The sequence below is a fragment of the Bradyrhizobium sp. B025 genome (genome assembly GCF_042257955.1).
Classification (GTDB): Bacteria; Pseudomonadota; Alphaproteobacteria; order Rhizobiales; family Xanthobacteraceae; genus Bradyrhizobium; species Bradyrhizobium diazoefficiens.
This window is the reverse complement of sequence record NZ_CP170150.1, coordinates 3,945,648-3,964,062: the sequence shown is the minus strand read 5'-3', so window position 1 is coordinate 3,964,062 and position 18,415 is coordinate 3,945,648. Positions and strand designations below refer to the sequence as shown.

Annotated in this window: 24 protein-coding genes and 1 pseudogene; 10 read left to right on the top strand and 15 right to left on the bottom strand. The window is 65.5% G+C overall.

What is annotated here, in order from left to right; genetic code table 11:
• Positions 1-56: 56 nt before the first annotated feature.
• Positions 57-527 (bottom strand): hypothetical protein, encoded by a 471-nt coding sequence (locus ACE10W_RS18195; protein ID WP_271557220.1) that lies wholly within the window; start codon positions 525-527, stop codon positions 57-59.
• Between the two features lie 114 nt (positions 528-641).
• Here ACE10W_RS18195 and ACE10W_RS18190 point away from each other — a divergent pair, with 114 nt between their 5' ends.
• Positions 642-1,100 (top strand): hypothetical protein, encoded by a 459-nt coding sequence (locus ACE10W_RS18190; protein WP_271557219.1) that lies wholly within the window; start codon positions 642-644, stop codon positions 1,098-1,100.
• Positions 1,101-1,197: 97 nt separating this feature from the next.
• On the opposite strand, the gene ACE10W_RS18185 is transcribed toward ACE10W_RS18190, so the two are convergent.
• The 4 genes from ACE10W_RS18185 to ACE10W_RS18170 form a co-directional block, all read right to left on the bottom strand.
• Positions 1,198-2,019 (bottom strand): tetratricopeptide repeat protein, encoded by an 822-nt coding sequence (locus ACE10W_RS18185; RefSeq protein ID WP_161535132.1) that lies wholly within the window; start codon positions 2,017-2,019, stop codon positions 1,198-1,200.
• Between the two features lie 32 nt (positions 2,020-2,051).
• Entirely contained in the window at positions 2,052-2,738 is a 687-nt protein-coding gene (locus tag ACE10W_RS18180) for a substrate-binding domain-containing protein (protein ID WP_271557218.1), read from the bottom strand.
• A gap of 18 nt (positions 2,739-2,756) precedes the next feature.
• A complete protein-coding gene (locus ACE10W_RS18175; RefSeq protein WP_271557217.1) occupies positions 2,757-3,458 on the bottom strand; it encodes a GrlR family regulatory protein in 702 nt (233 codons plus the stop codon).
• 196 nt (positions 3,459-3,654) lie between these two features.
• Positions 3,655-4,689: a glutamine synthetase beta-grasp domain-containing protein gene (locus ACE10W_RS18170; protein WP_271557216.1), complete on the bottom strand. Its 1,035-nt coding sequence runs from the start codon at positions 4,687-4,689 to the stop codon at positions 3,655-3,657.
• 273 nt (positions 4,690-4,962) lie between these two features.
• Here ACE10W_RS18170 and ACE10W_RS18165 point away from each other — a divergent pair, with 273 nt between their 5' ends.
• Positions 4,963-5,250 (top strand): hypothetical protein, encoded by a 288-nt coding sequence (locus tag ACE10W_RS18165; RefSeq protein ID WP_162185834.1) that lies wholly within the window; start codon positions 4,963-4,965, stop codon positions 5,248-5,250.
• Positions 5,228-5,431 carry a DUF2735 domain-containing protein gene (locus ACE10W_RS18160; protein ID WP_011086940.1) on the top strand — a complete coding sequence of 68 codons (204 nt, stop codon included), beginning with the start codon at positions 5,228-5,230 and terminating at the stop codon, positions 5,429-5,431. The genes ACE10W_RS18165 and ACE10W_RS18160 overlap by 23 nt, the downstream gene beginning before the upstream one ends.
• 110 nt (positions 5,432-5,541) lie before the next feature.
• Here the strand turns inward: ACE10W_RS18160 and ACE10W_RS18155 are convergent, their stop codons facing one another.
• Positions 5,542-5,868: an MliC family protein gene (locus tag ACE10W_RS18155; protein WP_271557215.1), complete on the bottom strand. Its 327-nt coding sequence runs from the start codon at positions 5,866-5,868 to the stop codon at positions 5,542-5,544.
• 48 nt (positions 5,869-5,916) lie between these two features.
• On the opposite strand from ACE10W_RS18155, the gene ACE10W_RS18150 reads away from it, so the two are divergent.
• From ACE10W_RS18150 to ACE10W_RS18135, 4 genes are all read left to right on the top strand, one after another.
• Complete coding sequence (locus tag ACE10W_RS18150) at positions 5,917-6,660, top strand: tyrosine-protein phosphatase (RefSeq protein WP_271557214.1); 744 nt, start codon at positions 5,917-5,919, stop codon at positions 6,658-6,660.
• A 23-nt stretch (positions 6,661-6,683) separates the two neighbouring features.
• Positions 6,684-7,364 carry an SDR family oxidoreductase gene (locus ACE10W_RS18145; RefSeq protein ID WP_011086937.1) on the top strand — a complete coding sequence of 227 codons (681 nt, stop codon included), beginning with the start codon at positions 6,684-6,686 and terminating at the stop codon, positions 7,362-7,364.
• A 100-nt stretch (positions 7,365-7,464) separates the two neighbouring features.
• Positions 7,465-8,151, top strand: a complete 687-nt coding sequence (locus tag ACE10W_RS18140) for a DUF2161 domain-containing phosphodiesterase (protein ID WP_011086936.1) — start codon at positions 7,465-7,467, stop codon at positions 8,149-8,151.
• A gap of 103 nt (positions 8,152-8,254) precedes the next feature.
• The gene (locus ACE10W_RS18135; RefSeq protein WP_028171140.1) at positions 8,255-8,560 is read left to right on the top strand and encodes a hypothetical protein; all 306 of its coding nucleotides are present in this window, start codon (positions 8,255-8,257) and stop codon (positions 8,558-8,560) included.
• Between the two features lie 60 nt (positions 8,561-8,620).
• On the opposite strand, the gene ACE10W_RS18130 is transcribed toward ACE10W_RS18135, so the two are convergent.
• Both ACE10W_RS18130 and ACE10W_RS18125 read right to left on the bottom strand, forming a co-directional pair.
• The gene (locus ACE10W_RS18130; RefSeq protein ID WP_011086935.1) at positions 8,621-9,226 is read right to left on the bottom strand and encodes a GNAT family N-acetyltransferase; all 606 of its coding nucleotides are present in this window, start codon (positions 9,224-9,226) and stop codon (positions 8,621-8,623) included.
• Between the two features lie 150 nt (positions 9,227-9,376).
• On the bottom strand, positions 9,377-9,778 hold the full coding sequence (locus ACE10W_RS18125) for a PaaI family thioesterase (RefSeq protein WP_038966793.1): 402 nt from the start codon (positions 9,776-9,778) through the stop codon (positions 9,377-9,379).
• A gap of 119 nt (positions 9,779-9,897) precedes the next feature.
• On the opposite strand from ACE10W_RS18125, the pseudogene ACE10W_RS18120 reads away from it, so the two are divergent.
• Positions 9,898-10,670 (top strand): annotated as a pseudogene (locus ACE10W_RS18120) (cobalamin-binding protein).
• Between the two features lie 114 nt (positions 10,671-10,784).
• On the opposite strand, the gene kynU reads toward ACE10W_RS18120, so the two are convergent.
• The 5 genes from kynU to ACE10W_RS18095 form a co-directional block, all read right to left on the bottom strand.
• A complete protein-coding gene (gene kynU, locus ACE10W_RS18115) occupies positions 10,785-11,999 on the bottom strand; it encodes a kynureninase (protein ID WP_271556806.1) in 1,215 nt (404 codons plus the stop codon).
• Positions 12,000-12,001: 2 nt separating this feature from the next.
• Positions 12,002-12,841 carry a tryptophan 2,3-dioxygenase gene (gene kynA, locus ACE10W_RS18110; RefSeq protein ID WP_271556805.1) on the bottom strand — a complete coding sequence of 280 codons (840 nt, stop codon included), beginning with the start codon at positions 12,839-12,841 and terminating at the stop codon, positions 12,002-12,004.
• Positions 12,842-12,875: 34 nt separating this feature from the next.
• Entirely contained in the window at positions 12,876-13,685 is an 810-nt protein-coding gene (locus ACE10W_RS18105; protein WP_271556804.1) for an alpha/beta hydrolase, read from the bottom strand.
• Between the two features lie 230 nt (positions 13,686-13,915).
• Positions 13,916-15,193, bottom strand: a complete 1,278-nt coding sequence (locus ACE10W_RS18100; protein WP_271556803.1) for an ArgE/DapE family deacylase — start codon at positions 15,191-15,193, stop codon at positions 13,916-13,918.
• Positions 15,194-15,246: 53 nt separating this feature from the next.
• Positions 15,247-15,972: a pyridoxamine 5'-phosphate oxidase family protein gene (locus tag ACE10W_RS18095; protein ID WP_271556802.1), complete on the bottom strand. Its 726-nt coding sequence runs from the start codon at positions 15,970-15,972 to the stop codon at positions 15,247-15,249.
• A 75-nt stretch (positions 15,973-16,047) separates the two neighbouring features.
• Here ACE10W_RS18095 and ACE10W_RS18090 point away from each other — a divergent pair, with 75 nt between their 5' ends.
• Both ACE10W_RS18090 and ACE10W_RS18085 read left to right on the top strand, forming a co-directional pair.
• On the top strand, positions 16,048-17,517 hold the full coding sequence (locus ACE10W_RS18090; RefSeq protein WP_161535144.1) for a PLP-dependent aminotransferase family protein: 1,470 nt from the start codon (positions 16,048-16,050) through the stop codon (positions 17,515-17,517).
• Between the two features lie 67 nt (positions 17,518-17,584).
• Positions 17,585-17,830, top strand: coding sequence for a DUF6719 family protein (locus ACE10W_RS18085; protein ID WP_161535145.1), 246 nt, complete (start codon positions 17,585-17,587; stop codon positions 17,828-17,830).
• A 12-nt stretch (positions 17,831-17,842) separates the two neighbouring features.
• On the opposite strand, the gene ACE10W_RS18080 is transcribed toward ACE10W_RS18085, so the two are convergent.
• On the bottom strand, positions 17,843-18,205 hold the full coding sequence (locus ACE10W_RS18080) for a hypothetical protein (RefSeq protein ID WP_038966792.1): 363 nt from the start codon (positions 18,203-18,205) through the stop codon (positions 17,843-17,845).
• Between the two features lie 34 nt (positions 18,206-18,239).
• Positions 18,240-18,404: a hypothetical protein gene (locus ACE10W_RS18075; RefSeq protein ID WP_202633020.1), complete on the bottom strand. Its 165-nt coding sequence runs from the start codon at positions 18,402-18,404 to the stop codon at positions 18,240-18,242.
• Between the last annotated feature and the right edge of the window lie 11 nt (positions 18,405-18,415).

The following is an 18,415-nucleotide window of genomic DNA, read 5'->3' as shown; positions in this document are numbered from 1 at the left end:
ATCACGCCTCCTGTCGGGTTTTCGGATTCAACCCGCTGCGCGCGAAATCCGTTCCGTCACGGCTTGGATGGCGGCGCAAACTGCTGATTGGCGAATGGCGCCTGGTCGGAAGGAACCTTCATGACGACGAAGTTGCGCTTCATCGACCGGTGGCAGGTGTTGCAGCCCTCGGTCAAATCGCCAAAGGCCTTTGCGAATTTGCGGCCGTCCTTCGCCGTGAGCGCGTCGGACATCGATTGCAGCGATGGCTCCAAGGTCGTGACATTACCGACGGGAATGCCTGAATAGAATACGGCGGCCTCGACCAGGCTGGCCTTGAGCTGGCGCAGCTCATAGGCCGCGAGCTCCCAGTTCTGGGCCTTGCCGGCCAGCCAGAGTTTCTGGTGACGCGCCTGCGCGGCGCCCATGATGTCGCCGAGGCGCGGCACATACTGGTCCGAGGATGGCGATTTGAGGTCCTGCGCCGTTGCCACGGCGGTTAGCGCGCCCAAGCCGGCCAGCGCCAGCATCCACCCCCGAAGCCTCATCGCAGGTCTCCATTTCCCGTGAGAAGCAAGTGTACGCTGGCGCGGTGCCCGGGAGCCTTGCGCTCGATCAAGGGCGGCGTCGAACCCGTCGGCGCACGCGCACGACAAAGGGGCATGAACCGGACCGAACCATCCGCCGAAGAGCAGATCGAGGCCTTCATCGCCAGCGCGGCGAAGCAACCGCTGCTCGATGCCGCGTTCGAACTCTGGCGCTGGCGCTACCGACTGGATTCGATCGAGGGGCGCCCGACCGCCGAACAGGTCCGCATCAATCGCACCCTCACGCCGCAGCAGATGGCCGAGAAATATCGTTACGACCGCGACCATGCCCATGAGGGGACGATGTTCGGCTATGTGAAGCGAGCCCATCCGCGCGCCGATGACGCCGCGATCAGGCGGGCCATCATCACCGCCGTCAAATTCGAGGGCGCGACTGAAGCGCATTTCAAATGGGACGGTGATTTCTGGAACTGCGTCGTACGCGCCGTGGCGCAGGCCGCCGCGGAATATCCCGATTTTCTCGAGACGACCTATCGCGACGCCCGCAACAATCTCGCCTACTACTACAAGTGAGCTGAAGCGGCACAGCGAGAGCCTCCAACTCTCCCCGACGGGGAGAAGTGGACGAGCTTCTCGGCCACCACCGAGTTCAATCAAACTTGCTGTTTGATCAGAAGCACAGCGTGGTGACGAGCTTGCCCTGCTTGTCCTTGATCGCGTAGGGGCAGCGCAGCCGCTCCAGCGCAGCCTTGGCGTCCTCGTCGCCGAGCGCGGCAGCACGCTCGTAATAGGCTTTTGCGGCATCCTTGTCCTTCGGCCCGCCGCGGCCTTCCTGCGCGAAGGCGCCCATCCGCTCCAGCGCACCGGGATGGTTTTGCGCGGCCGCCTTCTCGAACAGCGCGCGCGCCGCGACGTCGTCCTTCGCACCGCCCGTGCCCTCGGAGAGCATCAGGCCGAGCTGATACTGCGCCTCCGCGTTGGTCTCGGCAGCCTTGCCCAGCAGCGCGCGGGCCTGCGCGGGATCGGCCGGCGCGGCACCACCGGCGCCGCCGAGCGCGGCAAGATTGCTGACGCCGCGGGGATTGCCGGCCTGCGCCGCCTTCTCGAACAGCTTTCGCGCCTGCGCCTCATCTTTCGCGACTCCTGATCCCGTGCCGTAGAGCACACCGAGCTCGACCATGGCCGCGCTCGATCCCTTGTCGGCCGCCTTGCGCCAGGCGGCGATCGCCTCCGCCATCTGACGGCCGGCGGCATAGGCGCGGCCGAGCTCGAACATCGCGCGCCGCGAGGATGGCGCGGCCTGCCTGCAGAATTTGATGGCGGTCGCGACGTCGGAGGCAGCGACCTCCGCCACGCCCTTCACGTCGGCCGGCTTGTCGGGATCGCTGGGATCGGCCGCAACCCGGTCGCACAGGACGAGGTCGGCGGATTGCGCATGCGCCGCGAGGGGCGCGGCAAGCGCAAGGAGAATGGCAAGAAGATAGGTCCGCATGGGCACCACGTTGCGTTCCCGGCCCGGCAAATTCAAGGCTCGAGTCCTGATTGACGGAGAACGGACACGACCTCCGGTGAAGCCAGGTAGCGCAGCAACCGGTCCGCGGCGTCGGCCTGTTTCGCGTTCGCCATGCGGCCGGCGGAGAACACGGCCGGTGTCTGCAAATCGTGCGGGACCGGGCCGACGACCTCGATGCCGTCGACCTGTTTCAGCTCGCTGATCTGCTGCACGGCGAGGTCCGCCTCGCCGTTGACGAGCCGCTCGGCGGTAAAGCCCTGTTCGACGATGGTGGCTTTGGCGTTGATCTCGGCCGCGATCCCCATCCGGACGATCAGCTGGGCGAAGTAGACGCCGCTGGCGCCCAGCCGCGAATAGGCGACGGACCGCGCCGCAAGCAGCGTCTTGCGCAGCCCAGCTTCGGTGGCAATGTCGGGATGCGCCTGCCCTGCCCGCACGGCAATGCCGACGAAGGAGCGCGCGAGATCGGCCGCGCTCTCCGCGACGACGCGGCCCTCGCCGATCATCTCGTCGAGCCCCTCGCGCGTGAGGATGACGAGATCGGCGGCCTCGCCGTCGCGCAGCCGCTTGAGCAGCGCCAGGGTCGGCGCGAAGTCGGAATCGACGTGGATGCCGCTAGCGGTCTCGAAGGCGGTGGACAGGCTGCGCATCGCGCCCATCAGGCCGAGCGTCGAAAGCGTGCGGATGGTCTTTTCCATGTGTCTTCCCGGATGAGATCAGGCGCGGTGCATCAGCTTGAGCGCTGCGGTCAGGCGCAGGCTGCGCTTGCCGGCAAGCGCGGTTGCCTCCAGCACCGCCTGCTCCGCGTCGTAGCTGCCGGAGAAGCCGATGCCGACCTCGTGGCCGCCGAAGATCGGATCGTCCTTGGCCGGCGTGTGCTCCTGATTGAGGATCTGGCCCTTCCAGCGGCCGTTCGCGGCGGTGTAGCTGCCGAGATAGTAGAACGAGGCATCGCCGCCGAGAATGCGGCCGTGGTTGAGCAGCATCACGCCGGTGAGGCCGCCGTCGACGCCGTCGAGCATGCGCAGGTGGATCGAATAGAGGCCATCGGCGATGCCGCCCTCGCCGACGCCGCCGGCGATCGGCATCTCGTCCTCCGTGATCGGCGTCATCACCGACTGGAACGGCACGCCCGGCAGCTCCTTCAGCTCGCCCTTGAAGCGATAGAGATCGCCGTCGGCCCGACCTTTCGCCAGCAGGGTCGCGTCATCGGTGCCGGCCATGGCGCGGTAGTTCGGATCGGGGTTGTGGCGGACGGTCTTGATGACGATGTCGACGCCGTCATCGGTCTTCTCGTAGGTGCCGATATGGGCGAAGGCCGAATTGCCGCCGAGCATCTTGCCATTACCGGCATGCATCACGCTCCGGCCAACGGCGTCGCCGAGCTGAAACCGCACCTTGTAGAAACCCTCAAACACCAGCCGTCCCCGGCCCTGCGCACATCCAGGCACAGTCTATCCCGCTTTCGATGGCGATGGACAAAATTCGCGCCATCACCGCCGGCAGACCACAGGAACGGCCGTCAACAAAACGCAAAAAATCCGCCGGAGCCTTTCAGCTCCGGCGGATTGAATGCCAACCCGGGCCAGCCCCCTCGCCCGGGCCGGGAGGATCTTAGGCGACAGCCTTCTTCTCGGTCGGCACGGACGAGATCGTCTTCAGGATCTGCGAAGCGATCTGGTATGGGTCGCCCTGCGAATTCGGGCGACGGTCTTCCAGATAGCCCTTGTAGCCGTTGTTGACGAAGGAGTGCGGCACGCGGATCGAAGCGCCGCGGTCGGCAATGCCGTAGCTGAACTTGTTCCACGGCGCGGTCTCGTGCTTGCCGGTCAGACGCTTGTCGTTGTCCGGGCCGTAGACGGCGATGTGGTCCATCAGGTTCTTGTCGAAGGCAGCCATCAGCGCCTCGAAGTACTCCTTGCCGCCGACCGTGCGCATGTACTCGGTCGAGAAGTTGGCGTGCATGCCGGAGCCGTTCCAGTCGGTGTCGCCGAGCGGCTTGCAGTGGAACTCGATGTCGATGCCGTACTTCTCGGTCAGGCGCAGCATCAGGTAGCGGGCCATCCACATTTCGTCAGCGGCCTTCTTGGAGCCCTTGCCGAAGATCTGGAATTCCCACTGGCCCTTCGCGACTTCCGCGTTGATGCCTTCATGGTTGATGCCGGCCGCGAGGCAGAGGTCGAGATGCTCTTCGACGATCTTGCGGGCGACGTCGCCGACGTTCGAGAAGCCGACGCCGGTGTAGTACGGGCCCTGCGGCGCCGGATAACCGGAGGTCGGGAAGCCGAGCGGACGGCCGTCCTTGTAGAAGAAGTATTCCTGCTCGAAGCCGAACCAGGCGCCGGCGTCGTCGAGAATGGTGGCGCGCTTGTTGGAGGCGTGCGGGGTCTTGCCATCGGGCATCATGACTTCGCACATCACGAGCACGCCGTTGGTGCGCGCGGCGTCCGGGAAGACGGCGACCGGCTTCAGCACGCAATCAGAGCTGTGGCCTTCGGCCTGCTGGGTGGAGGAGCCATCGAAGCCCCAGAGCGGAAGCTGCTCGAGCGTCGGGAACGACGCGAATTCCTTGATCTGAGTTTTGCCGCGCAAGTTCGGAGTCGGCGTATATCCGTCGAGCCAGATGTACTCGAGCTTATACTTGGTCATTGAGCCTCTCTGTAGATGATGCGAAAGGTTGGGGGCCCGGGGGCCCCCCACGTTTGTACCCGGCCACCATCGGCCGACCGTTTACAAGCATTTTGCGTGCCAAAAGGCCGCATTGCGGGAGGTTTTCCACCGCGGCCGCCCCCTCCCCGCGAGCGGCCGGCCGTCCCCGGCGGCGTGCGTCATAGCGGCGCACCTTTGCGTGAAGCTGCACTGCAAAAATCCCGCGGAAAACGCCTGATTCTGGAGCAGGCCGGCCGGTGCCGGAGGTTGCCGATGAAACGCGCATCAACGTCCGGCAATTTTCGCAAAGTCTTCGCCCCATCGCCGGCAACCTTCGCAATGGCCCAAGCGTTAGTCACCAAGCTGGTGCCTTGGAGGATGCAGAATGCACGCTGCCTAGAAAATAAGCTGAAACTGATTTCCTTTTCAGCACTTTGCATTTCGGGGCGCGCGGCCGATATGGGGATTCCAGTAACCACAATCGAACGAGTCGGGCGCACCATGGAGGCCAAGCGCTTCGACCCGAGGAGATACCGCAATGATGAACAATGGTCTGAGTGAGGGATCTGCAAAGATCTATCAATTCCCCGCCGGGGGCCGCGCGGCTCTCGGAGGTCGCCGCTACGGTGAGGCCCGCCTTCCTGCCGACCGTCTCTCGCTTCCTGTGAACGAGACGATCTGCAGCGGAAGCTGGTACCACCAGGAGGCCGTCGACGAAGCCAAGCCGAAATGGGATCGCTAATGCCTGCGTTTGGTTCAATCCCGCGACGCTCCCTGGAGCGACCGGCAGCAGTTTGAAGAGGGTCGAAACAATGAGGTTTCGACCCTTTTTGATTCTTGATGGCAGCGCGGCTAGAGCCCGGGCTTTTCGACCATTGCGCAGGCCGTGACCGGCCGCTTCAGATGCTTGACGGTGGTCGCTCCCGTCTCGCCTATCCTCAGCGTGACCCCCGCCCCCGAATAGCGTGCGCCCGAGACCGTCAGCCGCTTGGCGAGCGTGACGGGTTCGCCGTCGATCTGGAGGAAGGCGCGCTTGTCCGCGTCATAAAACCCGACGATGAACTGCGTACCATCGGCGCAGCGGTAGGTCTGGAACGTCTGTGCACCGGCCAGCCGCATGCCGAAGATTCCGCTCGCCAGCATGGTGATCGCCAAGACAATGGCCTTGTGCCGGTTCATGATCGCCCCCTGTAATGATCCGCCGGCAACATAACAAAAGCATATCCGATGTCAGAGCCCCCTGCCCGCCACCTCGCCTTGCAAGGCGCCAGCAATTTCCGCGATCTTGGTGGCTATCCGACCATCGATGGCCGCACCACGCGCTGGCGGCACATCTTCCGCTCCAACCATCTCGGTCAGCTCACCGCCGATGACATCGAAATCGTCCGCGCGCTCGGCGTCAGGAGCGCGTTCGACTTTCGCGGGCTGGAGGAGCGCGCGGCCGGTGTCTGCGTCGTGAACGAGATCACCGTGCACTCGCTGCCGATCGAGCCGACGGTTGTTGCCGCGCTGCGCGCCGAGCTCGCCCGGGGCACATTGACCGCGCCGGTCGCGCTGGAGCTGATGCGCGAGTCCTATCGCAACTATGTCCGCTACAACACGCACAGCTTTCGCGCGCTGTTCGGCCATCTGCTGGAAGACCGCGCCCCGCTCGTGATCCACTGCACCGCCGGCAAGGACCGCACCGGCTTTGCCAGCGCGCTGATCCTGCATGCGCTCGGCGTTGCCGACGGCGTCATTGCCGAGGACTACCTCCTGACCAACCGGCACTACCGGCGCGATGCGTCAAACGCCTCCGATCTTCCCGCCGACGTGCTCGACGCGATCGGCTCCGTCGAGGCCTCGTACCTTGCGGCAGCCTTCGAAGCCGTCGGCAGCGACTATGGCGACCTCGAAACCTACTTGCGCGACGGGCTCAAGCTCGGCACAGCAGAGCGGACCGCACTGAAGGCGCGCTATCTGCAATCGTAGGCGGCCGCGCCGGGAGAACGACAATGCAAGGCAAGGTTCTGATCGTCACCGGCGCGCTCGGCGCTCTCGGTAAAGTAGTTGCGGAGATCGCGCAGTCTCGCGGCGCACGGATCGCCGGCATCGATTACGCGCCCTCGCAAGTACCAGCGACGCCCGAGCGCATCGAGATCGGCGGCGTCGATCTGTCCGACGCGGCGCAGGCGAAGACCGCGGTTGATGCGGCCGCGAAGCACTTTGGCCGGCTCGATGCGCTGATCAACATCGCCGGCGGCTTTGCCTTCGAGACCGTCGGCGACGGCGACACCAAGACGTGGCAGCGCATGTATGCACTCAACGTGCTGACCGCGCTCAACGCCTCGCGCGCGGCGCTGCCGCATCTCGCCGCATCCAGCGCCGGACGCATCATCAACATCGGCGCCATGGGCGCGCTCCAGGCCGGCAATGGCATGGGTCCCTATGCGGCGTCGAAAGCCGGCGTGCATCGCCTCACCGAGGCGCTGGCCAGCGAGTGGAAGGGCAAGGTGACGGTGAACGCGGTGCTGCCGTCGATCATCGACACCACGGCCAACCGCGCCGACATGCCGAAGGCGGACTTCACCAAATGGGTGACGCCGCAGGAGCTTGCCGAGGTCATCCTGTTCCTCGCCAGCGACGCCGCGAGCGGCGTCACCGGCGCGCTGATCCCGGTGGGCGGGCGGGTGTAGTCGAAGTCCGATCCGGTCGTCTGATGAATGCCGGCTCTGATTCAATCGGAGCCCTGAACGCTCTAGACTGTCCACAATTGATTCTCCGATCGGAACACCTGTGGAAACCGCGCTCTACCTGCCCGTCAAACGCTTCCTCGAAGAGCTCGGCTTCACGGTCAAGGGCGAGATCGGCGGCTGCGATCTGGTCGGCCTCAGCGCCGGCGACCCGCCGGTGGTGGTGATCGGCGAGCTCAAGCTTGCCTTCAATCTCGAGCTGATCCTCCAGGCGGTCGACCGCGCGCCGGCCAGCGACGAGGTCTGGATTGCGGCAAAGATGTCGGTGCGCGGCAAGGGCCGCGAGAGCGACTCGCGCTATCGCAATCTCTGCCGCCGCCTCGGCTTCGGTATGCTGGGGGTCACCGACCGCGGCCAGGTCGAGGTGCTGGTGAAGCCGCCGACCGCGGCGCCGCGACGCGAGCCGAAGAAGCGCTCGCGCCTCGTTGCCGAGCATCAGCGCCGCCAGGGCGATCCGGCGCTCGGCGGCAGCACCCGCGCGCCGATCATGACCGCCTATCGGCAGCAGGCACTGGCCTGCGCCGCGGCGCTCGCCGACGGCCCACGGCGCGTGGGCGAGCTGCGCGAGCGCTGTCCGGATGCCGGCAAGATCTTGCTTAACAATGTGTATGGCTGGTTCGAACGCACCGAGCGGGGAATCTACGGGCTGACCGCCGCCGGACACTCCGCGCTGAAGCGCTGGCCGCAGCAACGGATCGAGATCGACGCCGGTGCTCCGTCACCGTCCTGACACGGGATCGATGCAAGCCGTGAATAGCTGAGCTGCCACACCAAATTCATATTGCAATGCAACATAGGCGGCACTAGGTATCCCGGATCGAAACGAGGCCCCCATGAGCGCAGACTGGAATACCAAGTACGGCACGCGGCGCGTGCGTCACGATCCGCCCACCCTGGACGAGGCGATCTTCGCCGCCGTCGGCATCACCGACGACCAGGAGCAGCAGGCCGAGATCGCCGCAGCTCTGATGGGGATGCCGCTCGATGTCGTCCAGGCCGAGGTGAAGAAGCAGGCCCGCACCAACAGCCGCATCACCGCCACGCGCGTGATCGCCGGCGAACAGGGCGCACAGCGCTCGGTGGTGGTCGAGCGCCGCGTCGTCCGCCGCTTCGGCACCGGTACACGCACCGGCACCTGAGCGCCTCATCCACGCTCCCCAATACAAGAGCGGACCGGTTTTGCCGGTCCGCTTTTTGATTCAGGCGGCGCGATTGCCGTACATGCTGGAGATGATCTTCCAGCAGGTCGAGTTGAAGCTGAGAAGCGCGCGCCCGGCCGTGAACGGCGCGGCCGCGAGGTCGGCCAGCTCGGCTTCCGGCGTCTTGGCGAGATCGATCGTGCCGGTCGATTCGCCATGGTGGAAGGCGAGATGGGCGCCGAACTTCCTGGCGAGCGCCCGCATCGCGTGATTCTCCGCGCCGGTGGTGATGCGCAGGCGCTTGTAGCCTCTCCAGCGCGCTTCCGCGATCAGGCGGCGGAACAGCACGGTGCCGACGCCCTGGCGGCGTGCGGAGGCCTCCACGCTGAAGGCGACTTCGGGCAGCGAATCGTGCTCCGGCGGATGCAGCTCGGCCGCACCGCGGACCACGCCGTCGACGATATAGGCGACGATCACGGTGCCGTCTTCGGCACAGCGGGCGGCGTAACGCTCGATGAAGCTGTCGTCGAGAAAACCGTTGAAACGATCATGCCGGCTTTCGGCATCGAGCCTCAGCAGATGGTCGCGCAGCAGCGGCAATTCTTCCTGCTGGATCAGGGTCCGCACATAGCCTGGGGCGGTGCGGAGCGTCTCTTCAAGTACCACGTCAAAACTCCTCTTGGTGTCCCTCGAGGAGGCGTTCGAATCCCTAGGCTCCCTATGTTGTGCATCGCACCATAATTTTCAAGACTGGAACCTGCCCAAGTTAAGGGCATCGGGAGCGACTATTTCGTTAACAGAATCAAAGGCCCGTAGTTATACGAGGACCAGCTGCGTCTGGGTCACCACCGCGACCAGCTTGCCGTCCTCGGTTTCCAAACGGGTGGTCCAAACCTGGGTCCGCCGGCCCCGGTGGACGGGGGTGGCGGTGGCGATGAGCGTGGTTCCCTCCTTCGCGCCCCCTATGAAATTGGTCTTGCTCTCCAGCGTGGTCGTCCCCTTGGCGTCCTCGGGCAGGTTGATGACGGTCGCCGCCGCGCCGACGGAATCGGCCAGCGCCATCACCGCACCGCCGTGGATGGTGTGGTGGAGGGTGCAGAGATCGGGGCGGACGGTCATCCGCGCCACCACGCGATCCTTCTCGGCCTCGACGAATTCGACGCCCTTGAGCTCGGCGAACGGCATCTTCATCGCTTTAAGTTTCTCGAGCGGCGTCATCGGACTTCCTCCCAATTCGTTGTTGTCCCAGCGTGAATTGCTTCGCGCGGCAAAGCAATGACGTCCGAGGTCATGGCCATGCTGACATCGGCGCCCGCATTTGTGCATATGCTGCTCCCATGCGTCACTTCCCTCCCCGCCGCATCGTCTGCCTGACCGAAGAGACGGTCGAAACGCTCTATCTGCTCGGCGAGCAGGACCGCATCGTCGGCGTCTCCGGCTACGCCGTGCGCCCGCCGCAAGTGCGGCGCGAGAAGCCGCGGGTATCGGCCTTCGTGTCGGCGGACATCCCGAAGGTTCTGGCGCTGGAACCGGATCTCGTGCTCGCCTTCTCCGATCTCCAGGCCGGCATCGTCGCCGATCTGGTGCGCGCCGGGCTCGACGTCCACGTCTTCAACCAGCGCGACGTTGCGGGAATACTGGCGATGATCCGGACGCTGGGCGCGCTGGTCGGCGCCGCCAAGCGCGCCCAGGAACTCGCCCAGGGATTCGAGCTGCGTCTCGCCGCGATCGCCGCAACGCCCCGTCCCTCGCCGCAGCCAAAGGTCTATTTCGAGGAGTGGGACGACCCGTTGATATCAGGCATCGGCTGGGTGTCCGAGCTGAGGCGGATGTATTTCCGGAGCTACGGCATCGGCAGGCGGCCAAGGATCGTATCGTCGCGGCGGACGACGTGCGTCAGGCCGCCCCCGACGTGATCCTCGCATCATGGTGCGGCAAGAAGGTTGTGCCTACCCGCATCCGCGCGCGCGAGGGGTGGGATGAAATTCCGGCCGTGCGGGACAACCGCATCGTCGAGATCAAGTCACCGATCATTCTCCAGCCGGGGCCGGCCGCGCTCACCGACGGGCTCGATGCGATCGTGCAGGCGCTGTGGGGCGAGCGCTCCTGATCTCTCCTTCGTCATTGCGAGCGAAGCGAAGCAATCCAGAGCGTCTCTGCGGAAGGATCCTGGATTGCTTCGTCGCAAGGGCTCCTCGCGATGACGGATGGGCGGGCACCGTCCTCACGTCACCGCGTTCACGACCTGATATTCCGGCCGGCGCCATACCTCGCCTGCGATCACCTCCTCGATGATCTCAGCCGCCCTCATCACTTCGCTCTCGCCGATATACAGCGGCGTGATGCCGAAGCGCATGATGTCGGGAGCGCGGAAATCGCCGATGACGCCGCGGGCGATCAGGGCCTGCATGGCGGCGTAGCCGCCATCGAAGGCGAAGGAAACTTGCGAGCCGCGGCGCTCATGCGCGCGCGGGGTCACCAGCTCTAGGGACGGACAGCGGCGCCCGACTTCCGCGATCAGGAGATCGCCGAGTGCCAGCGAGCGCGCGCGGACCTCGGCGATATCGACGCGGTCCCATATGTCGAGCGAAGCCTCCAGCGCCGCCATCGCCAGCACCGGCGGGGTGCCGACGCGCATGCGCTCGATGCCGCCGGCGGCGACATAGGCGAGTTCAAACGCGAACGGCTTTGCGTGGCCCATCCAGCCCGACAGCGCGGCGCGCGCATTGTCGGCGTGGCGCGGCGCGACGTAAAGGAAGGCTGGCGCGCCGGGGCCGGCGTTGATGTATTTGTAGGTGCACCCCGCGGCGAAATCGGCACCTGACCCTGCAAGATCGACCGGCAGTGCGCCGGCCGAATGGGCGAGATCCCAGACCGTGACGATGCCGAGCGCATGGGCTTTCGCCGTCAGCTTCGCCATGTCGTGGCGGCGGCCGGTGCGGTAATCGACCTCGGTGATGTAGAGGACCGCGATCTCCTCCGACAACGCAGCCTCGATCTCCTCCGGCGCGACCAGTTGTAATTGATGCCCGCGCCCGAGCGTCGCGATCAGGCCTTCGGCCATGTAAAGGTCGGTCGGGAAATTGCCGGTGTCGGACAGGACGACCTTGCGCGATGCGCTCATGTCGAGCGCGGCCGCAAGCGCCTGGTAGACCTTCAGCGACAGCGTGTCGCCGACCATCACGGAGCCGGCTTCCGCGCCGATCAGCCGGGCGATGCGATCGCCGACATGGCGCGGCTGGGCATACCAGCCCGCGGTGTTCCAGGCTCGGATCAGCTCGTTGCCCCACTCGGTGGTGATGACGCGGCTGACGCGCTCGGCAACGCCCAGCGGCAGCGCGCCGAGTGAATTGCCGTCGAGATAGATCACGCCGTCAGGCAGATGGAACATCGCCCTGGTGTCGTCATAGACGCGAAGCTTCGACTTGGTCATGGACATCTCTAGAGGATGGTGCGGACGCGCCAGAGTTCGGGGAACAGCTCGACCTCCAGCATGCGCTTGAGATAGCTGACGCCGCCGGTGCCGCCGGTGCCGCGCTTGAAGCCGATGACCCGCTCGACCGTCGTCACGTGGTTGAAGCGCCAGCGCCGGAAATAGTCCTCGAAGTCGACCAGCTTCTCGGCGAGCTCGTACAGCATCCAGTGCGTCTCCGGCGCTTCATAGACGACACGCCAGGCCTGCAGCACGCCCTCGTTGAAGCTGTGGGTCTCGCGGACGTCGCGCGACAGTACCGCCGCCGGCATCGTGAGTCCGTTGCGGTCGGCCAGCCGCAGCACCTCGTCATAGAGGCTCGGCGTCGCGAGCTCGGCCTCGAGCGCCTTCGTCACCTCGGCATCGTGCGCGTGCGGCTTCAGCATGGCGTGGTTGCGGTTGCCAAGCAGATATTCGATCAGCCGGTACTGCCGCGACTGGAAGCCCGAGGACTGGCCGAGCTGCGAGCGGAAGCGCGTGTATTCGCTCGGCGTCATCGTGCGCAGCACGTCCCAGGCGTTATTGAGCTGCTCGAAGATGCGCGACATCCGCGCCAGCATCTTCATCGCGGGCTGCACCTCGTCCCTGGCGATGGCACGGCGCGCGGCGCTGAGCTCGTGAATGGCGAGCCGCATCCACAGCTCCGTGGTCTGATGCTGGATGATGAACAGCATCTCGTCATGCGCTTCCGACAGCGGATGCTGCGCGCCGAGGATCGCATCCAGCGCCAGATAGTCGCCATAGGACATGCGCCGGGAGAAGTCGGTCTCGGCGCCTTCGCTTGCAGGATCGTAATCGCTGGACGTCATGGCTGGCCCTCCCGATCGATCATTCCGGCCCGGCTCAGTCGAGGCCGATCAGGCGCGCGGTGATCTGCGACGACGGATCCTTGAGCCCGTCGATCACGGTGAAATGGTTCAGCGCCGGCTCGACGACGAGGCGCGTCGGCACGTCGAAGCCGGTCCAGACATTGGCCAGTAGATCGGACTGGCGGATGAATTCGGGCCGCTCGCCGCCGCCGACCCAGGCGGTCACAGGCGAATGCCCGCGCGGCAGATGCAGCGCCGCGCTTTCGAGCGTCGCCTCCTCCATGGTCATGCGCAGCGTCTCGTTCATCTTGGTCTTGAGCAGCGGACGCAAGTCGTGCAGCCCGCTGATCGAGAGCGTGCCGGCAATGCGGTTGTAGACGGCGGGCTCCAGCCGGCTGTCATCGCACAGCATGCGCGTGACGAGATGGCCGCCGGCCGAGTGGCCGGCAAGGCGGATGGGACCTGCGACAAACGAGGCCGCTGTCGCAATCGCGGCGGTGATCTCAGCGGTGATGTCGGAGACGCGCGCAGCCGGCGTCAGCGTGTAGCTCGGCAGCGCCACGGTCCAGCCCTGGTGCCGCGCGCCTTCGGCAAGATCGGTCCACGCCGACTTGTCGAAGCGCATCCAGTAGCCGCCATGGACGAAGACGACGAGGCCCTTGCTGTCGCCGTCGGGCAGGACCAGGTCGAAGCGCTGGCGTTCACCGGCGCCATAGGCGATGTCGGCGCGAAACTCCTTCAGCCCGGCGCGGTAGGCCGCCGCCCGCTCCGCCCACTGCGCCGGCATCTTGTCTGAGCCCGGGATATGGGCCGAATTGGCGTAAGCGTCGTCCCAATCGCGCATCGTTACTCCCTCGGCGGACTCAAGGCGGCCGCCAGTCTGCCACCGGGAACGGCCGCATCCTAGTCTTTATTTTAAGCTTAAAGTATCTGGATGAGGGCACCGCTAGCCTCTCCACTCGTCATTCCGGAGCGATGCAAAGCATCGAACCCGGAATCTCGAGATTCCGGGTTCGCCCTTTAGGCGCCCCGGAATGACCAAACGTTTTGTTCGCAATGACGTCGGAGAGTGACCTACGCCTTCTCCACCCCGCACCACTCCGCGATGAACAGCGCCATGGCCTTGGTCGTCTTCTTCAGCGACTCCAGATCAACGTATTCGTTGAAGCCGTGCATCTCGCCGCCGCTGGCGCCGAAGCAGAGGCTCGGGATACCGTGATTGAGGCCGTAGAAGCGGGTGTCGGTGAGCGCGGTGAAGACGAGGTCCTCGACTGCACCGCCATAGACCTTGTTGAAGGCCTTGCCGAATGCCGCCTCGGGCGCTACCGCGTCGGTCAGCTCATAGCCTTCCGACAAAAAGCCCGACCATTCGACCTCCGGCGGGTTGTTGGCGAGGAAGCGGTGGTTGCGCGAGGCAGCAGTGACGCAGGCCATGATCTCCTTCTGGTGATCGGCCACCGACCAGCCCGGCAGGATCGCGATGCGGCAATCGACGTCGCACCAGGCCGGGACGCTGGAGGCCCAGTCGCCGCCCTTGATGATGCCGGGGTTGAAGTTAATGGGATGGTTGATCGTCCCAAAATGGCGATCGGCCTTGGCCCGCTCGTTCCATTCGATCTCGAGCTTTTGCAGCGCATGGACCAGATGATAGGCCGCCATGATCGCATTGGAGCCGGAGCCGGCGAACGCGACATGGGTCGGATGGCCCTTCACGCGCAGGCGAAACCAGATCACGCCGACCTGCGAGCGCACCATCTTGCCGCCGGTCGGCTCCGGGATGAAGCAGGCGTCCGCGCGGTATCCGCGCTGGAGCGTCGAGAGCGCGCCAACACCGGTGCTCTCCTCCTCGATGACGGACTGGAAGTGGATCCGCCCCGTCGGCTTGAGGCCCGCGGCCTTGATGGCATCGAGTGCATAGAGCGCGCCGATCGTGCCCGACTTCATGTCGCAGGCGCCGCGGCCGAACATCTTGCCGTCCTTGATGACGGGCGAGAATGGCGGGGTGTCCCACAATTCCAGCGGGCCTGCCGGCACCACGTCGCAGTGGCCCTGGAGGATCAGCGATTTGCCGCCGCCCGTTTGTGGACGGTAGGTGCCCACCACCGAGCGCGCCTTGGAAAAATCATGCTCGATCGGACCGAAGCCGCGCAGATCCTTCAAATCGTCGACATTGATGTGCCAGTCGTCGACCTCGTAGCCGCGCGCGCGCAGGAGGTCGCCGATCATGTCCTGGCACGGCCCCTCGGCCCCGCGGATCGAGGGGATCGCAACGAAATCACGGGTGGTCGCAAGCTGGGCTTCGAAGCCGGCATCGACGGCGTCAACAATCCTCTGCTGCGTTTCGGCATTCATCAGGCAACTCCAGGCATTCGAATGGTCCCAAGGAGCGCGCAAGCTAGCCGATTTCAGCCGTTCGGGTACTCCACAAAATATGCATCCCGCAATGCATCTTCGAGCAGGCGGCCTTCCGAATAGCCATCGAGCGTCGCCGGGCGCGTCACACCCTCCAGCAGGCGCGGACACGGCTCCGGAGCGCCGAGCACGGTGCGCACGGGAATGCGCTCGGCGTAGATCGGCAACGCATAGTCCTCGTCGTCGTCCGCAACACCCTTGGCGCGGATTTTTGCCGAGGCCTCCTCGATCTCCATGGCGATGAAGGAGGTCGCCTTGATCTCCTGCGTGTTGCTCGCCCGCAGGCTCGCGGTGCGGTCCGGGAAAAATCGGTCGACCATGGCGATCACCGCCCGCTCCTTCTCCTCGGGGTCGGTGACGAGATAGGCGGTGCCGAACGCCATCACCGCGCGATAGTCGGCGGAGTGGTTGAAGCCACAGCGCGCCAGCACGAGGCTGTCGAGATGGGCGACGGTGAGACACACGCGCTCGCCCCTGGTCTGGTTGCGCAGCATGCGGCTGGCGCGCGAGCCGTGCCAATAGAGCTTCGTCCCCTCGCGCCAGAAGAAGGTCGGCGTGCAATAGGGCTGGCCGTCGATGACATAGGCGACATGACAGAGCATCGAGGAATCCAGGATGCGATGAACCGTGTCGTGATCGTAGAAGCCGCGGTCGTGACGGCGCTTCACCTGGTTGCGCGCTGAGGTCGGATAGGAATTTGAAGTCTCGGTCTGGCTCACGGCCGCTCCTGTCGTGAATGGAACAGTTCCAGGGCAGTTGTAGCGGCCGATTTGGTCTGCGATAGTGCCAATTCCATGCAAAAAATTCCGACCAATTCGCCCTCGCCCGCCAAGGCCGAACTGCCGCTCGACCTCACCGGGGCGCACATCACCGCCGGCGCATCGGCGGCGCACAGGCTCTACCAGGCGCTGTGCGAGATGATCGTCTCCGGCCTCGTCAAGCCTGGCGAGCCGCTGCCGCCGTCGCGCACATTGGCCAAGCAAACGGGCTTCCGACGCAACGCCGTCGTCACCGCCTATGAACGCCTGATCGCCGACGGCTTTGCCGATGCCACCGTCGGCTCCGGCACCTTCGTCGCCGCGCGGATTCCAGCGCGTGCCGCCGAGCCTAAGAAGCCGAAGGTGATCGTCGAAGCACCGCAGCAAGGCGCGTTCTCGCTCGGCTGCACCCATATCGACGAACGCGCCGTGCAGCGCTTCCGCGCCTTTGTCGGCCGGCGCATGCGCGCGTTCGGGTCCGAGCATCTTCATTATGGCGATCCCCGCGGCAGCCGCGAGCTGCGGGCGGCGATCGCCGATCATCTATTGTCGGCGCGCGGCCTGCGCTGCGATCCCGACCAGATCATGCTCACGTCGGGCACGCTGCACGCCCTGCGCATCGTGCTGAGTGCGATCCTGAAGGCGGGCGACCAGGTCTGGTGCGAGGACCCAGGTTACCCCGCCGCGCGCAAGACCATCGCGCATTGCGGCTATCGCGCCGTGCCCGTCCCCGTCGACGAGCACGGGATGCGCATCGCCAAGGGCCGCACGTCGGCACCGTCCGCGCGCGCGGCCTATGTGACGCCGTCGCACCAGTTTCCGCTGGGCGTGCAGATGTCGATGCCGCGCCGGCTCGAACTGCTCGACTGGGCCAAGCAGGCCGGCGCCTTCGTGCTGGAGGACGATTACGACAGCGAGTTCCGCTATGACGGCGCGCCGCTGATGTCGCTTGCCGGCATCGATCATCTCCAGCGCGTGATCTACATGGGCACGTTCGCCAAGACGCTGTTTCCGGGCCTGCGCATCGGCTATTGCGCCCTGCCCGAGCGCCTGATCGCCGACGTGACAGCCGCGCGCACCGCGCTCGACCGCTTTCCCGGCACGCTGATGGAAGGCGCGGTGGCCGACATGCTCAACTCCGGCGCCTTTGCGGCGAACCTGAAGCGGGTGCGAAAGCTCTATCGCGAGGCTCGCGACGCGCTGGCTGAGACGCTGGAGGCCAGATCCGACGGTGTGCTGTCCGTACCGGTCCCCTCGCAGGGCCTGCATCTTGTCGCAAGGTTCGATCCGTCGGTCGATCTATCGGTCGCGGCCGAGGCGAAGCTGGCCGCCGGCGCCGAAGGCTGGCTGTTGGCCGACACCTATTCGCGCACACGTCCCCTGCCCGGCTTCGTGCTGGGATTTTCCGGGCATGCGGTTCCGAAGCTCGTGGCATCCGCGGAACGGCTCGCGCGGGAATCGCGTGCCGCGTTGCGCGTGAAGGGCAGATCGGCCCGGCGTGCGTGACGAAGCTTTGCTATCAGAATCGGCGACCGCTCCCTACATTGCGGCATCGATTCCGGGAGCCCTCATCATGTCACTCCGCCGCGCAGCCTGCCTCTCGCTCCTGATCGTCATCGCGCTTGCCTCGACGGCGCGCGCAGGCACCGTCGGGCGCGAGCAGGACATCGTGGATCTGAAACTTGGCCAGCGCGTGCTGGTGGATGACGGAACCTGCCCGGCCGGACAGGTCAAGGAGGTCCGCGGCGCGAAGATGACCGACAAGGGGATCGCGCAAACGAGTTCCTGCGTGCCGCGGCACGGGCCGAAATCGAAATGATAATCGGAGAGGCTACTTCGCCGGATCGAACATGCACTGCAAGGTGGGCTTGGCGATCTTGGTGAAGGTCGGGCCGATCTCGCCCTGCTTGGACGTCGGCACCCAATCGGTCTCGATCGTCGGAACGCCGGTCTCGCTGATGCCGCGCAGCAGCGCCTCGCGCAGATCGCGGTCCTCGACGACCGCGGCGGCATGGTCATGCAGACAGCCGCAGACTTCCTCCGGATGCTCCCAGCGCCCGAGCATGCGTGGCGCGCACTGCCGCACGAACTCGGTGCGGGGATCAGGCAATCTGGAGGGAGAGCGCACTTGCGCCTGGACGGAACTGATCGTGAGAAGGGAAATGAGCGCTGCGGCGCAAATGCGAAGATTCATGATGGCCTTTAACGGCTGATTTTCTTGTTGGCGATCAGAAGCGCGCGGCGACCACGATCGGCTGCGGCGACGGGGTAATGACCGGCGAGCCGCTGTACTGGAAGGTGCCGATGCCCGGCAGATTGCCGTCTGGCGCGCCTGCGAACGAGGAACCGGCGAGGACAAAACCGAAAGCAAGGATGAAGCTGAGCGCGCGCATGGTCTTGTCCC